We start from the raw sequence: 14,354 nt of genomic DNA, 5'->3' as shown, positions 1-14,354 counted from the left end.
AAAGGGATTGCCGGGGCCTGCAAGCGGGGATCAGCCGGAAATATCCTGCAGATCCCACACCATTTTCAGCGACCGATTCGCCACCCGTTCCAGCCGCGCGGTGGTGGCGGCCAGGGCGACGGCGTCGCGCGTTTCGGCCAGCCGCGCGACATCGCCCGCCACAAGCGACAGGCTGCTCAGGCCCAGTGGTTCGGCAATGTCGCGGATGCGGACCGCCAGTTGCGCCACCGCCGCACGGCGCCCGCCTCGGTGCTGCCCCCCCAACCGGTCCAGCGTCATCGCCAGATCCTCCATCGCGCGACCGACGGCGGCCTGTGCCCGCACCTCGCCCAGTTCCACATAGATTTCCGCCAGCCGTTCCGGATCCATCCGCAACGCTTCGTCCGGCCAAAGCACAGTCACACCTGTCACCTGGTCACCCTCCGCACCCGATCTGCGCCCCCGCAGTCCGGGCAGGGTGCGCGACTGCCCTCAAGAAAGGGTTGCCGTTCGCGATAGAATTCGCTCGAATTTCCTGTAAATTCGCCGTAGATAGACAGGTCAGAAGCGACGGGAGCGATTATGAAGACAGCAAAACCCCTGCCCTCCTATCTGGTGCAGCGCTATCAGGGCTGGAAAGCCACGGCCTATGCGGAAAACAAGGTCTGGTACCGGCGTCTGGCCGACGAGGGCCAGCGTCCGCGCGCCATGGTGATTTCCTGCTGCGACAGCCGCGTACATGTCACCTCGATCTTCGGGGCCGATCAGGGCGAGTTTTTCATCCACCGCAACATTGCCAATCTGGTCCCACCCTATGAACCCGACGGCGATCACCACGGCACATCCGCCGCGGTGGAATATGCGGTGCGGGTGCTGAAAGTGGCCAATCTGGTGGTGCTGGGCCATTCCAGTTGCGGCGGCGTTCGGGGGTGCCACGACATGTGTTCGGGCGCGGCCCCTGAGCTGGAGGAAAAAACCAGCTTCATCGGCCGCTGGATGGATATCCTGCGCCCCGGATACGAGGCCGTGGCGCATATCGCCGACCCTGCCGAACAGATGCGCGCGCTGGAGCATCAGGCGATCCTGATGTCGCTCAGCAACCTGATGACCTTTCCCTTCGTGCGCGAAGCGGTCGAGGCCGAAGAGCTGAGCCTGCACGGCGTGTGGCACGATATCGGCGAGGGCGGGCTGTTTTTCTACGATACCGACAAGGACGGTTTCCTTCCGGTCTGACCCCAAGCAAAAGGCGGCCCCGCAGGGCCGCCTTCACGGAACTTTCGGCACATGCCCGTCACCGGGTTCAGCGTTTTGACAGCACCCGGTTGACCAGAACCTCTGCGATCTGGACCGCGTTCAGCGCGGCACCCTTGCGCAGGTTGTCCGACACGCACCACAGGTTAAGGCCGTTCTCGATGGTGCTGTCCTGACGAATGCGGCTGATGAACGTGGCGAAATCGCCCACGCATTCGACCGGGGTGACATAGCCGCCATCCTCGCGCTTATCGACGACCATGATGCCGGGCGACTCGCGCAGGATGTCGCGGGCCTCATGCTCGTCCAGGAATTCCTCGAACTCGATGTTGATCGATTCCGAATGGCCGACAAAGACCGGCACCCGCACGCAGGTCGCGGTGACCTTGATGTTCTTGTCGATGATCTTCTTGGTCTCGGCGACCATCTTCCACTCTTCCTTGGTGGACCCGTCGTCAAGGAACACGTCGATATGCGGAATCACGTTGAAGGCGATCTGCTTGGTGAATTTCTTCGGCGCGACCTCCTGACCCGGCACATACATGCCCTTGGTCTGATCCCACAGCTCGTCAATACCCTCTTTGCCGGCGCCCGAGGCCGACTGATAGGTGCTGACCACCACCCGCTTGATCGTGGCACGGTCATGCAGCGGCTTCAGCGCCACCACCATCTGCGCGGTCGAGCAGTTGGGGTTCGCAATGATGTTCTTCTTGGAATAGCCCATGATCGCGTCGGCGTTCACCTCGGGCACGATCAGCGGCACCTGCGGATCATAGCGGTACAGCGACGAGTTATCGATCACCACGCAGCCGGTCTTGGCCGCCTTGGGCGCGTAATCCTTTGCCACGTCCGACCCGGCAGCGAACAGCGCGATGTCCCAGCCGGTAAAGTCGAACTGTTCCAGATCCTGGGTCGTGAGCGTCTTATCACCAAAGCTGACTTCGGTGCCCAGCGACCGGCGCGACGCAAGCACGGCGATCTCATCGACCGGGAACTGGCGCTCGGCCAGGATGTTCAGCATTTCGCGGCCCACGTTGCCCGTGGCGCCGACGACGGCGATCTTGTAGCCCATAATGGCTCTCCTAACGTCTTGGGACTTGGCGCGTTGCTTTAACGCAAAGGGAAATCAGGGGAAAGGGGTCTGACCCCCGGCAAGTGCCCGCGCTTGCCCCAACTTAAGCACGATCGCATCCGCATCAACCGTCACCGTGCCATCGGCTGCGGTTTCGCCCTTCGGATAATAGACCTGATCCAGGTAATTCATGAACGCCGCGCGCAGGGCCGGGTCATATGTCAGCGATTCGGGGGCCGACAGCGCCGCCCGCAGGGATGCGGCATCGGGGGCGGGTGTCACCAGCCCCGGCAGCGCAAAGAACGCCCACCCCAGCACGATCACCGGCTTGTCGTAAAAGAACGCCTGCAGCCCGACCGAGGAATTGATGGTGATCACCCCGCCCGACGCCGCGACCTGCGCGAATGTGTCGGTCTGATTGTCCACCACGATCCGCCCCCTGGCCCGCGCCACGGCATCGGCCAGCGGCTGCGCCAACGAGCTGCGGGCCGAAGGGTGCTCCTTGACCCGGATATGCCAGCCCTCGGGCAGGGCGTCGGCGGTATCGGCCAGGGCGGCCAGCATCCCCTCGACGCTTTCGACCCAACCGGCGAACAGCCGGATCTGGCTGTCATTGGGCACCTGAAGCGGGCAGAACAGGAACCGACCCGCGCCGTCCAGCGCCCCCGCGTCGCCCTGCCCCACATCCGTGCGGCGCGACACGCGCGCGGTCAGATTTGCGCCCAGCGCGCGCCAGCCATCGCCGCGCCGGGCCGGATCGTCCCCCGCCCAGTCGGCAAAGAAGGCCGGATCGCGCGGCACGCCGTTCAGCGCGTTCACCCCGGCCGGATCCAGCGTCACCCGCCCCGGAAACGGCGCCAGTTCGGCATAAAGCCGCGCCGCGCCGGCATCGCGCGCCCCGTCCATGAAGGCCCGGCGCGATCCGGTGATCCCGTTCCAGCACATCGCCACGCGGTCGGGGTGGCGGGTGAAATAGCCGCGCGACCAGTTGTATTGCGCCCGGATCAGCCGGTATTTCAGCGCCCGGCCCAGCGCGCTTTGGGGCTGCTTCTTGGCCACGGCCAGCGCCGCGCGCGCGCGTTCGTCGCTTTCGGAAAAGGACCGGGGCGACAGGCCGATCAGCGGCAGCCGCACAGCTCCGCCCGCCGCCCGCGCGACCGAGGCGAATATGCTGTCTTTCTGTCGCGTCCATCCGGCAAGATAGGCGATCATGGAATAGCCCCTGACGATGCGTTCGGCACCGGCCACCCTACTGGCCGTGGGCGGAGGATTCAAAGGCACAGTCCGCGAAATCCCCCAACTGCGCGGATTTTCCGCCACCCGGGCCCGCCGACAACCCCCGATCGGGCAGCTAGGCCGGGCGGGAATATGGCAGGAAGGTGTGCGGAACCTTACTGTCTTTGATGATCGCCAGTCGAATGTCAGCTTTGCGTTCGACTCAAAAGTCGGCAAGAGCCGCATATGCGGCCACTCCGACAAGCATCGTGGCGATGACGTGGTTCGTCAGGATGGCAATCGCCAAAGCAATCGCAGCCGCTGCCCAAGTCTGAAAAGGTTGCCCGGCAAGCGATGCCGCAACCAAGCTGACGACGATCAAACCGGGTAAATCATCCAGAACCCATGCGTGACGGGACCCCCTAATCCTGTCACCCGCAAACAGTCCGGTCACCCTGATTGCGAAGGCGGCAACAGCAAGGACGATTATGAGGGTCCAGTGGGAACTCGTCATTGCTTTGCTCCTGTTGTTTGACGCGCCACATAGGACGCCCCGAGGCCGCACAAAGCGCCTGCAGCGATGGCATAGGCCTTGGGCAATCCGGCATAAACAACCAATGCTGCACCTCCAAAGGCGCAGAGCCACGGAACGACGTTTGGCCGACCCCGCCACAGCCCGCGCGCCATGGCGATGAACGCGGCCGCAAAGGCAAAGCCCAGTCCGAACCGTTCGAGGTCAGGTAGTGCGGCCCCAACCAAAGCACCCGAGGCGGTTGAGGCCGTCCAGGCGCCGATCATCACCAGACCCGACCCAATCAGAAACGATGAGCCAACAGCGTCCGACTTGGCCCGCTCCGACATGGTCAATGCCCAGTTCTCATCCCCTGTGATATGGATCGCAAACAGTTTCGCGCGAAACGACAGCCCCTCTAGAATTTCCGACAGCGACGCAACAATTCCAATGTAGCGGAGGTTGAGAGCGGCCCCGGCCAGCGCAGCACCCAGCAGGGCGGAGGAGTTTGCAAACTGTTCGACCGCGACGATTTGCGATGAACCGGCGTGGACTGCCGCGCTCATCAAACCGACACCCCACCACGGAAAACCCACCTGAGCGGCCAACAATCCAAAGGCAAAGCCATAAAGGGCAGCGCCAACGGCAAGCGGAAGAATTGCGATTGCACCTTGTTTCATGGGGCAGATATTAGGCCCCGCGATTGATCTGAAAAATCCGAAATACAGTATATATTCGATGTATATATATCAATTAATTCCATGAATGGAGCAATCTACATCATGAACACAGCAGACCGAAAGCTTCTCAATGCTCTACAGCAAAATGCCAAGACCTCGATTCAGGATCTGTCGGACCTTGCGGGGATATCCACGGCCTCCGTTCAGCGCCGCCTCAAAGCATTGCGCGATACAGGGGTGATCAAAAAGGAAGTCGCAGTCCTCGACCCCAAGAGCGTCGGGCTGGGGGTCACGGCAATTGTGGCCGTTGAACTGGAAAGAGACCGGCTTGACCAGATTGACACCTTCAAACGAAAGGCGCGCGAGGACCGTCAGGTGACGCATTTCTACTGCATCGCCGGAGACGCTGATTTCATGATGATTGTCATGGCCAAGGACATTGCAGACTACGAGGCCTTCACCCATCGGTTTTTCTTCGCCGACAAGAACGTGCGGAAATTTCGCACGTCCATCGTTGTGGCAACGGAGAAAGCCACGCTGGAGATGCCGATCTAACAGCAGAAAAACCGTCCGGTACGCTGAAAGCAGGGCCAGCGGTCGAAACCGCGCAAACAGGCCGGACACAAGACTGCTTCTGACAAATGCACAAATCGGATCAAAAATGTCTTGCTATGCAGGAGCCATCCACACAAGACATTCGCTGCGCGTTGAACGAGTGTTTGCTTTTCCCGGATAGGCAAGAAACGCGGCCACAAAGGAAGCTTTGTGGTAAATCAGGGCGTTTGCCTCGACAATCGACATAAGGATATTTGGTCGGGCTGAGAGGATTCGAACCTCCGACCCCCTGCTCCCGAAGCAGGTGCGCTACCAGGCTGCGCTACAGCCCGACCGAATGGAGGCGGATTACAGTGCCGCCCGGCCTTTTGCAAGGGGTCAATCGCGCCGCTCTTCGCCGTGCAGCATGGTGCTGATCCGCGGATATGTGCCGGTCTCAGGCCGGGTGCGGGTGCGCAGCACCGGGCGGTTTTCCGACACACTGCCGCGGCCTTCGCGAAACAGGATATACAGCCCGCTGGCGATGATGATCGCGGCCCCGATCACGGTGGGCGCATCCAGCGTTTCGCCGAAGAACACATAGCCATAGAACGTGGCCCACAGGATCTGGCTGTATTGCATCGGTGCGACCACCACCGCCTCGCCCGCCTTGTAGGCCTGAATCATGCACAGCATCGCCAGAAGCGCGAACCCCGCGATCAGGGCCAGCCCGCCCAGATGCTCGATCGGCATCGGGCGATAGACGAAGGGCAGCGCAGCCCCCATCACCACGAAATTGCCGATCATGGGGTAAAGCAGCAGGACGACGCTGCGTTCCTCCTGCCCGATCTTGCGCACGATGATCGAGGCAAAGGCCGACCCCACCGCCGCCGCCAGCGCCGCCAGATGGCCGGCACCCAGCGCCGACTGACCCGGCCGCAACACGACCAGCACCCCGATCAGCCCGACGATCACCGCCAGCCAGCGGCGCAAACGCACGGTTTCGCCCAGGATCGGAATCGACAACAAGGTGATCAGCAGCGGCGTGGCAAAGAGAATCGCATAGGTCTGCGCCAGCGGCAGCACCGAGAATGCGTAGAAGGCGGAAAACCCGGTGACGATCACCGCCACGGTGCGCAGCAGCGACCACCACGGGCGCCGGGGCCGCAGGCTTTCGCCCGACGCGTCGCGGATCAGCATCAGCGAGATCAGCGGAAAGCCCAGAAGCACCATGAAAAACACGATCTGGATCGGCGAATAATGCGCCCCCAGCACCTTTACCACCACATCATGGGTGGAAAAAACGGCGAAGCCCGCCAGCGCCAGCAGCGCGCCTTTCACATTATGTCCAAGCATTTCGGGTCCGTGCCGTCTTTGATGTTATCGCAAACATCCACCGCAAGCCTAAGCCGGTTTTGGGCTGAACCCAAGGGGGCATCGGCGCCAGATGAAAAAACCCGGATCGCGCGGCGGCGTCCGGGTTTTCACACGGCTTGTCGGCAGGCTTACAGGCTGGCGTCCAGCGCCGCGATCACCGCATCGCCCATCTGCGCGGTCGAGACCGGCGTCACGCCCTCTTCGCCCAGCAGATCGGCGGTGCGCACACCATCGGCCAGCACTTTTTCGACCGCCGCTTCCAGCCGGTCGGCATCGGCCCCCTGATCAAAGCTGTAGCGCAGCGCCATGGCGAAGCTCAGGATACAGGCGATCGGGTTGGCCTTGCCCTGCCCCGCGATATCGGGGGCCGAGCCGTGCACGGGTTCATACAGCGCCTTCGGGTGGCCGTTGGCCATCGGTGCGCCCAGACTGGCCGAAGGCAACATGCCCAGGCTGCCGGTCAGCATCGCGGCGGCATCCGACAGCAAATCGCCGAACAGGTTGTCTGTCACGATCACGTCGAACTGCTTGGGCCAGCGGCACAGCTGCATCGCGCCGGCATCGGCATACATATGCGACAACGCCACCTCGGGGTATTCCTCGTCATGCACCTTTTGCACGACCTCGCGCCACAGGATCCCCGATTCCATCACATTGGCCTTCTCCATCGAGCAGACCTTGTTGCCGCGCCGCTTGGCCAGCTCGAAGGCGGACCGCGCCACACGGGCGATTTCGGATTCGGTATAGCGCTGGGTGTTGATGCCCACGCGCTCGTTGCCTTCGGTGAAGATGCCGCGCGGCTCGCCGAAATAGATGCCCGAGGTCAGCTCGCGCACGATCATGATATCCAGGCCCGCCACCACATCGCGTTTCAGGCTGCTGAAATCGGCCAGCGCGTCGAAACACTGTGCCGGGCGCAGGTTGGCGAAAAGATCCATCTCCTTGCGCAGACGCAGCAAGCCGCGCTCGGGCTTCACGCTGAAATCCAGATCGTCGTATTTCGGACCACCGACAGCCCCCAGCAGCACCGCATCCGCGGCCTGCGCCTTCGCCATCGTCTCATCCGTCAGGGGGGTGCCATGGGCGTCATAGGCGGCACCGCCCACCAGATCCTCGCTCACATCAAAAGCCAGGCCGCGCTTATCGCCGAACCAGGTAATGATCTTGCGCACCTCGGCCATGACTTCGGGGCCAATGCCGTCGCCGGGCAGGATGAGAAGGGAAGGGTTGCTCATCGTCTTGATTTCCTCGCTCCACTGGGGTCGCCACGGCCTAGCCCGTTGCCCCAGAAGGGTCAAGACGGATGGGCCGCCGCCGCCTCAGCCCCCGAGCCGCAGATCGACCCAGACCAGGCGGTGGCGTGATGCGGCGGTGACGGCGTCGGCCCCCGGCGCACCGGCCTCTGGCCAGACCACGCCCGCGCCAACGATGGTCAGCCCGGCGGCGGGCAGCACGTAATCGGTGCGTAGATTGCCCGGCCCGGCATCGTCCCAATCTGCGGTATCTAGCCCCGGGTCGCCCGCGTGGGCAGCGTTGACGCCCGCCTGCCCCGCCGCGCGCCCGCCCGCACTGTGCGGCATCGGATCGCGAAGCCGTGAATCCGCCAGCAGCGCCGCCATCGCCGCATGCCGCCCCTCGCCATCCAGCGGGTCCAGATTGGCGTCGCCCAGCACAACAACCGGACCATCCGGCGGCGGCACCGAAAGCGCGCCGTCAAGGTAAAGCTGCCACAGCCGCAATTCGTCACGGTTGCGCAATCCGTTGCGATCTTCGGGCCCGTCGAACACCGGCGGCGTGGCGTGAAAGGCCAGCAGGTGCAGCCGCGTGCCCGCCACCCGTACCGGCACATCCCAATGCGCCACCGAGGACAGGCGCTGCACCCCGTAAACCGCCGCATCGGGAAACAGCGCACCCGCGACCTGCGGCAGGGTCGCGCCCGGCAGATCGGCCCACAGCAACCCAGAGAAATCGCGCACCGCCCCGGCATCGATCGGATAGCGCGACAACAGGGCCAGTCCGCCCTGCCCGGTGAACCGGCCATAGCCCTGCGCATCACGCGGCCCGTCGGTGGTGCCGTCGCCGTCATGATCGAACCCGGTGCGCTGCCCCGCATTCGGGACCGCAGCAAAGCGATAGGGGTAATCGATGCCGGCCCCGGCAAGCGCCCCGGCCAGCGCCGCAAGCGCCGCACCGCCGTGATCGTAATCGATGCCCTGAAGCAACAGAATGTCGGGCCGCGCGCCCGCGATCACCGATACAATCGCCGTGACCTGCGGATCATCGCCTTTCGCGATATCGCGCAGCAGCAGGCCGGGGCCTTTGCGTGACAGCTCGGTGTTATAGGTGGCGATACGCAGGGTGTCCGCAGCCGCCGGTGCCGCCAGCAGGCAGGCGATCAGGCCAATTGCATGCCCGAATCCTCGTCCGGGGCGGCGCGGCGGCGCTGTATCTCGATCAGATTCACGATCCGTTGAAGCGCGATCCCGCGCATTATCAGGCTCGAAGGAAGTAACGCCCATGCTGACACCGTCCAGATCAGGGTTTGCGGGTTTTCCAGCGTCATCGGCTCGGAAAACAGCGCCGCCACCGTCATCACCGCCGGAAACAGAAACGGGATCAGAAAGCCCAGCGCGGTATTGATCCAGGCCACGCGCGTCAGACGCGCCACCACATCCGCGCCGGTCGTCGGGTCGAATGTGGGCAGGTTCACCCAGAAATTGAAGTTTCCCTGACGCAGCGGCCAGTGATTGAAACGGATCACCAGCATAAACGCGCCGATCGACAGAAGCGATACCAGATAGGCCAACCCCGCGGCCGACCGGACCCGCACCACCTGCGCCGGATCGACGCTATCGGGCAGGATCAGCACGAACAGCCGAACCGGGCTATAGGGGAAATCCAGAACCTGACCGGTCAGAACGCTGACCGCCTGCATGAACTGGGTCATCGCGCTTGGCTGTGCCTCGCCGCGATAGATGATGGTCAACAGAAAGACGGTCGCGAACATCGCGCCGAAACGGATGCGGTTGAAGGGCGGCGCGTCGCGAAACTCAACCAGACCGGGATAGGTCGAGGTATATTCGAACAGGGTCAGCGCCCCGGCGCAAATGGCCACCAGCGCAACGATCTGCGCCGCGTCCGACGACACCGCCGGCAGCAAAAGGGACGGTGTCGCGATCAGCACGACCACAAGAAATGCGCGTGCAATTGCGCCGAGTATCTGGGCGATCACTGTTCTTATTCCCCAATCCGGCCGAACGCGATCCGATGCCGCGCCCTTGTTCCATCTGGTTCCCGCGCTTTGTGGCGGGCTGCCTCAACTTTGCCCAATTTTTGCCTTCTTTCGCGTCACTCAGCAATACACTGTTAAAATTAACTATTTTTTGAGGCAATTTGGGGGAAGAACTGTCGCCTGTTTGCATCAATATTGCAGCAAAAAAAAGCCGCCCTTGTGGGCGGCTCAATATATTGTGGATTTTCGGTTATTCAGACCCAGGGACGGCTGGTATGCAGCCGGGTTTCGAAGCTGTCGATCGCCGCGACCTTTTCAAGCGTCAGGCCGATATCGTCCAAACCGTTCAGCAGACAATGCTTGCGGAACGCGTCCACCTCGAACGAAATCACCTGGCCTTCCGACGTGGTGATCGCCTGCGCCTCCAGATCCACCGTTATCCGGGCATTCTGGCCCTTTTCGGCGTCTTTCATCAGCAGATCCACCTGCTCTTGCGGCAAGACGATCGGCAGGATGCCGTTCTTGAAACAGTTGTTGAAAAAGATATCGGCGAAGCTGGGCGCGATGACACAGCGGATGCCGAAATCCTTGATCGCCCAGGGGGCGTGTTCGCGCGACGAACCGCAGCCGAAATTATCGCCAGCCACCAGAATTTCAGCGTTGCGGTAGGCCGGCTTGTTCAGCACGAAATCGGCGATCTCGTTGCGGTCGTCGTCGTAACGCATTTCATCGAACAGGTTCACGCCCAGCCCCGAGCGTTTGATCGTCTTCAGAAACTGCTTGGGGATGATCATGTCGGTATCGACATTGATCAGCGGCAAAGGCGCCGCAACCCCGGTGATTTTTTCGAATTTGTCCATATGTCGTCTCCGTTTCCGCAGCGGCGTCCATGCGCCCCGCGGCAGATAGGGTCGTTACAGCTTTTTGAAAATCAGGCCGAGGGCGATCAGCCCGGCGCCATCGGCGATCAGCTCGATCCCAAGCAGAATACCCAGAAGCTGCGTTGCAGCCGCCTGGAAATCCGACAGGATCAGCCCGCCGATCAGCACCGAAATCACACCCGACGCCACCAGCAGCCAGAAGAAAGAAGTCTCTTTCAGGCCCCAGGCCAGGATCAGGCGCGACAAGCCGAGTACCAGCAGCAGAATGCCAAGCATCAAGGTCAGCGACACCGCCCCCGTCATCGGATCGGCCAACAGCGCCACGCCGACCAGGATGCCAAGCGCCCCCATCAGCCCGGTCCAAAACCGCCCGTCGCCGGCATCGGCCCGGAAGGCCAGCATCAGTTGCACGATACCGCCGATCACGAACAGCACCCCGACCATCACATCCACCGCCAGCGTCGCCGCCAACGGGTTTGCAAGCGCGACAATGCCGCCCAGAACAAGCAGAACGCCGATAATCAGCCAAGCCGACCAGATTTTCATGAAAGCAACTCCGAATTAGGGATGAGGATTCGCCCCCAGCTTACATCATCTCCCGCACATCGGTCAGATGCCCGGTCACCGCCGCCGCGGCCGCCATGGCCGGGCTTACCAGATGGGTCCGGCCACCACGGCCCTGCCGCCCCTCGAAATTGCGGTTCGAGGTCGAGGCGCACCGCTCGCCCGGCTGCAACTGATCGGGGTTCATCGCCAGGCACATGGAACAGCCCGCCAGCCGCCATTCGAATCCGGCATCGATGAAGATTTGCGCCAGCCCCTCTTCCTCGGCCTGAGCGCGCACAAGGCCGGACCCCGGCACGATCAGCGCCCGCATCCCGTCCTTGATCTTCTTGCCCTTCAGAATTGCGGCGGCGGCGCGCAGATCCTCGATCCGGCCATTGGTGCACGAGCCGATGAAAACCGTGTCGATCTTCACATCCTGCAGCCGGGTGCCGGGGGTCAGGCCCATATAGTCCAGCGACCGTTTCGCCGCCTCGACCTTGCCGCCGGTGAAATCCTCGGGCGCGGGCACGACACCGGTGATCGGCAGCACGTCCTCGGGCGAGGTGCCCCAGGTGACGACCGGCGCGATCTCTTCGCCCTTCAGCGTCAGCACCTTGTCGAAATGCGCGCCTTCGTCGGTGAACAGTGTTTTCCACCAATTCAGCGCGGCCTGCCACTGGGCGCCCTTGGGGGCGTGCGGGCGGCCTTTGACATAATCGAACGTGGTCTGATCCGGCGCGATCAGACCGGCGCGCGCGCCGCCCTCGATCGCCATGTTGCAGACGGTCATCCGGCCTTCCATCGACAGATCGCGGATCGCCTCGCCGCAATATTCGATGACATAGCCGGTGCCGCCGGCGGTGCCGGTTTCGCCGATCACCGCCATGGTAATGTCCTTGGCGGTAACACCCGGGCGCAGCTTGCCGGTGATCTCGACCTTCATGTTCTTCGATTTCTTCTGGATCAGCGTCTGGGTGGCCAGCACATGTTCCACCTCGGACGTGCCGATGCCGTGCGCCAGCGCGCCGAACGCGCCATGGGTCGCCGTGTGGCTGTCGCCGCAGACCACGGTCATGCCCGGCAGGGTCCAGCCCTGTTCAGGGCCGACGATATGCACGATGCCCTGACGGATGTCGTTGACCGGATAGTAATTGATCCCGAAATCACGCGCGTTCGTGTCCAGCGCCTCGACCTGAATCCGGCTTTCGGGGTTGGTGATGCCGTTTTCGCGATCCAGCGTGGTGGGCACGTTGTGATCGGGCACGGCGATGGTCTTGTCGGGTGCGTGGACGGTCCGGCCGGTCATGCGCAGCCCCTCGAAGGCCTGAGGGCTGGTTACTTCGTGCACCAGATGCCGGTCGATATACAGCAGACAGGTGCCATCCTCGGCCTCGTCAACCAGATGGGCATCCCAGATTTTATCATAGAGCGTTTTCGGGGCGGTCATTGGTCCTCTCCCGCAGTGATTTTCGGTAGATTGTGCAAACAGGGATGGGGGGCCGGGCTCATAGGCCGGCCAGCACCGTCAGCGTCGCGCCAAAGAACCGCCAGGGCAGGCGCGCGCGGTCATCCATGTCGAAAACCTGTTTCATGAGGGCTCAGATACTCTTTCCCCCCGCGTCTATCAAGAGCGCGCGCTTGCCCATTCCCCGGCCCCCGTGCCAATGTGGTGCAACAAGGAGACGCGATGGAAGCCGACATAGCCTTGATCATCGGGCAGCTGGAAACACTGCTGGCGCAGGCCCGGAATTTCGGGCTGAGCCTGATGACCCCCGGCTGGCGGCTGTATCAGATCCTCATCATCGTCGGGCTGACCGGCCTGTCGCAACTGCTGGCCTTCGCCCTTGGCCCCTATCTGCGCAACCGGATGCGCGCGCTGGAAGGCGTGCCGAAATGGCGGCTGCGGATCTTTGTGGTGCTGCACAAGCGGATCCGGCTGATCACATTCGTCGCCCTGTCATGGCTGTTGGTCTGGGTGATGCGCGAGGTCACCTGGCCATCGCGCAGCTATTTCATCGGGATCGCCGCCACGCTGGCCACTGCCTGGCTGCTGGTCGGGCTGGCGGCGCGGCTGGTGCGCAACCGCTTTCTGCGCCGGATGGTGACATGGGGCATGTGGATCTACGTCACCCTCTATTTTCTGGGCCTGACCGAAGAGGCCACCGCCTTTCTGGACGGTTTCGCGGTGTCGTTCGGTGATTTCCGGCTGTCCGCGCTGGCGATCCTGAAGGCGCTGGTCGTCACCGCGATCCTGTTCACCCTGGCGCGGCTGATCGCCCAGACGACCACATCCCGGATCGAAGGCAACGAGGATATCTCGCCCTCGATGCGGGTGCTGGCGGTCAAGATGCTGCAGATCGTCCTGTATGGCTCGGCCTTCTTTATCGGGCTCAAGGCCGTGGGGTTCGACCTGACCGGGCTGGCGGTACTGTCGGGCGCGATCGGCGTCGGACTGGGGTTCGGCCTGCAAAAGGTGGTGTCGAACCTTGTGTCGGGCGTCATCATCCTGTTGGACAAGTCGATCAAGCCCGGCGACGTAATCAGCCTGGGCGACACGTTCGGCTGGATCAACAGCCTGGGCGCGCGCTATGTGTCGGTCGTCACCCGCGACGGCAAGGAATACCTGATCCCGAACGAGGATCTGATCACCAATCAGGTGGTGAACTGGTCCCACACCAACGATTTCGTGCGGCTGGATATCTTCTTTGGCACCGCCTATGCGGATGACCCGCATCTGGTGCGCAAAGTCGCGATCGAGGCCGCCAAAAGCGTGGGCCGGGTGCTGAATTCGCGCGCGCCGGTCTGCCATATCGTGGGCTTCGGCGACAGTTCGGTGGATTACATCCTGCGGTTCTGGATCACCGACCCCACCGGCGGGCTGACCAATGTGCGCGGCGACGTCTATCTGGCGCTGTGGGACGCGTTCAAGACACATGGCATTTCGATCCCGTTCCCGCAGCGCGAGGTCACCGTGCTGCAGGGCAGCACCCTGGCCACGACGCCCGGCGCCCCCTGATCCGGCAACCGCCCGCGCACAGATTGCCGCACAGAGTTGAGATTTGGCCGGTGCGATGCT

The 14,354-nt window shown here is 62.9% G+C and carries 15 protein-coding genes and 1 tRNA gene; 3 read left to right on the top strand and 13 right to left on the bottom strand.

Annotated features, from left to right (window positions below):
* Window positions 1-30: 30 nt before the first annotated feature.
* Complete coding sequence (locus tag ACSR1C_RS01920; protein WP_460257627.1) at window positions 31-402, bottom strand: hypothetical protein; 372 nt, start codon at window positions 400-402, stop codon at window positions 31-33.
* A gap of 159 nt (window positions 403-561) precedes the next feature.
* Here ACSR1C_RS01920 and ACSR1C_RS01915 point away from each other — a divergent pair, with 159 nt between their 5' ends.
* Complete coding sequence (locus ACSR1C_RS01915; RefSeq protein WP_460257626.1) at window positions 562-1,212, top strand: carbonic anhydrase; 651 nt, start codon at window positions 562-564, stop codon at window positions 1,210-1,212.
* Window positions 1,213-1,279: 67 nt separating this feature from the next.
* On the opposite strand, the gene ACSR1C_RS01910 is transcribed toward ACSR1C_RS01915, so the two are convergent.
* From ACSR1C_RS01910 to ACSR1C_RS01895, 4 genes are all read right to left on the bottom strand, one after another.
* On the bottom strand, window positions 1,280-2,302 hold the full coding sequence (locus tag ACSR1C_RS01910; RefSeq protein ID WP_460257625.1) for an aspartate-semialdehyde dehydrogenase: 1,023 nt from the start codon (window positions 2,300-2,302) through the stop codon (window positions 1,280-1,282).
* 54 nt (window positions 2,303-2,356) lie between these two features.
* Window positions 2,357-3,514 carry a capsular polysaccharide export protein, LipB/KpsS family gene (locus tag ACSR1C_RS01905; protein ID WP_460257624.1) on the bottom strand — a complete coding sequence of 386 codons (1,158 nt, stop codon included), beginning with the start codon at window positions 3,512-3,514 and terminating at the stop codon, window positions 2,357-2,359.
* A 226-nt stretch (window positions 3,515-3,740) separates the two neighbouring features.
* Window positions 3,741-4,031: an AzlD domain-containing protein gene (locus ACSR1C_RS01900; protein ID WP_460257623.1), complete on the bottom strand. Its 291-nt coding sequence runs from the start codon at window positions 4,029-4,031 to the stop codon at window positions 3,741-3,743.
* Complete coding sequence (locus ACSR1C_RS01895; RefSeq protein ID WP_460257622.1) at window positions 4,028-4,708, bottom strand: AzlC family ABC transporter permease; 681 nt, start codon at window positions 4,706-4,708, stop codon at window positions 4,028-4,030. The genes ACSR1C_RS01900 and ACSR1C_RS01895 overlap by 4 nt, the downstream gene beginning before the upstream one ends.
* 42 nt (window positions 4,709-4,750) lie before the next feature.
* Between ACSR1C_RS01895 and ACSR1C_RS01890 the strand changes: the two genes are divergently transcribed.
* A complete protein-coding gene (locus tag ACSR1C_RS01890) occupies window positions 4,751-5,263 on the top strand; it encodes an Lrp/AsnC family transcriptional regulator (protein WP_460257931.1) in 513 nt (170 codons plus the stop codon).
* Window positions 5,264-5,518: 255 nt separating this feature from the next.
* Here the strand turns inward: ACSR1C_RS01890 and ACSR1C_RS01885 are convergent.
* The 8 genes from ACSR1C_RS01885 to leuC all read right to left on the bottom strand — a co-directional run bounded on the left by ACSR1C_RS01885 (window position 5,519) and on the right by leuC (window position 12,725).
* Window positions 5,519-5,595 (bottom strand) — tRNA-Pro (locus ACSR1C_RS01885).
* A 46-nt stretch (window positions 5,596-5,641) separates the two neighbouring features.
* Window positions 5,642-6,598: a DMT family transporter gene (locus ACSR1C_RS01880; RefSeq protein ID WP_460257621.1), complete on the bottom strand. Its 957-nt coding sequence runs from the start codon at window positions 6,596-6,598 to the stop codon at window positions 5,642-5,644.
* Between the two features lie 149 nt (window positions 6,599-6,747).
* Window positions 6,748-7,854, bottom strand: coding sequence for a 3-isopropylmalate dehydrogenase (leuB, locus tag ACSR1C_RS01875; protein WP_460257620.1), 1,107 nt, complete (start codon window positions 7,852-7,854; stop codon window positions 6,748-6,750).
* Window positions 7,855-7,938: 84 nt separating this feature from the next.
* Window positions 7,939-8,970 carry an endonuclease/exonuclease/phosphatase family protein gene (locus tag ACSR1C_RS01870; protein WP_460257930.1) on the bottom strand — a complete coding sequence of 344 codons (1,032 nt, stop codon included), beginning with the start codon at window positions 8,968-8,970 and terminating at the stop codon, window positions 7,939-7,941.
* 44 nt (window positions 8,971-9,014) lie between these two features.
* The gene (locus ACSR1C_RS01865; protein ID WP_460257619.1) at window positions 9,015-9,851 is read right to left on the bottom strand and encodes a hypothetical protein; all 837 of its coding nucleotides are present in this window, start codon (window positions 9,849-9,851) and stop codon (window positions 9,015-9,017) included.
* 254 nt (window positions 9,852-10,105) lie between these two features.
* A complete protein-coding gene (leuD, locus tag ACSR1C_RS01860; protein WP_460257618.1) occupies window positions 10,106-10,711 on the bottom strand; it encodes a 3-isopropylmalate dehydratase small subunit in 606 nt (201 codons plus the stop codon).
* Between the two features lie 54 nt (window positions 10,712-10,765).
* A complete protein-coding gene (locus ACSR1C_RS01855; RefSeq protein ID WP_460257617.1) occupies window positions 10,766-11,278 on the bottom strand; it encodes an HdeD family acid-resistance protein in 513 nt (170 codons plus the stop codon).
* A 40-nt stretch (window positions 11,279-11,318) separates the two neighbouring features.
* Window positions 11,319-12,725 (bottom strand): 3-isopropylmalate dehydratase large subunit, encoded by a 1,407-nt coding sequence (gene leuC, locus ACSR1C_RS01850; RefSeq protein WP_460257616.1) that lies wholly within the window; start codon window positions 12,723-12,725, stop codon window positions 11,319-11,321.
* A 240-nt stretch (window positions 12,726-12,965) separates the two neighbouring features.
* Here leuC and ACSR1C_RS01845 point away from each other — a divergent pair, with 240 nt between their 5' ends.
* On the top strand, window positions 12,966-14,294 hold the full coding sequence (locus tag ACSR1C_RS01845; RefSeq protein WP_460257615.1) for a mechanosensitive ion channel family protein: 1,329 nt from the start codon (window positions 12,966-12,968) through the stop codon (window positions 14,292-14,294).
* Window positions 14,295-14,354 lie beyond the last annotated feature (60 nt).

This window comes from Actibacterium sp. D185-2, assembly GCF_054954595.1.
This window is presented reverse-complemented; position numbering and strand designations above follow the sequence as displayed.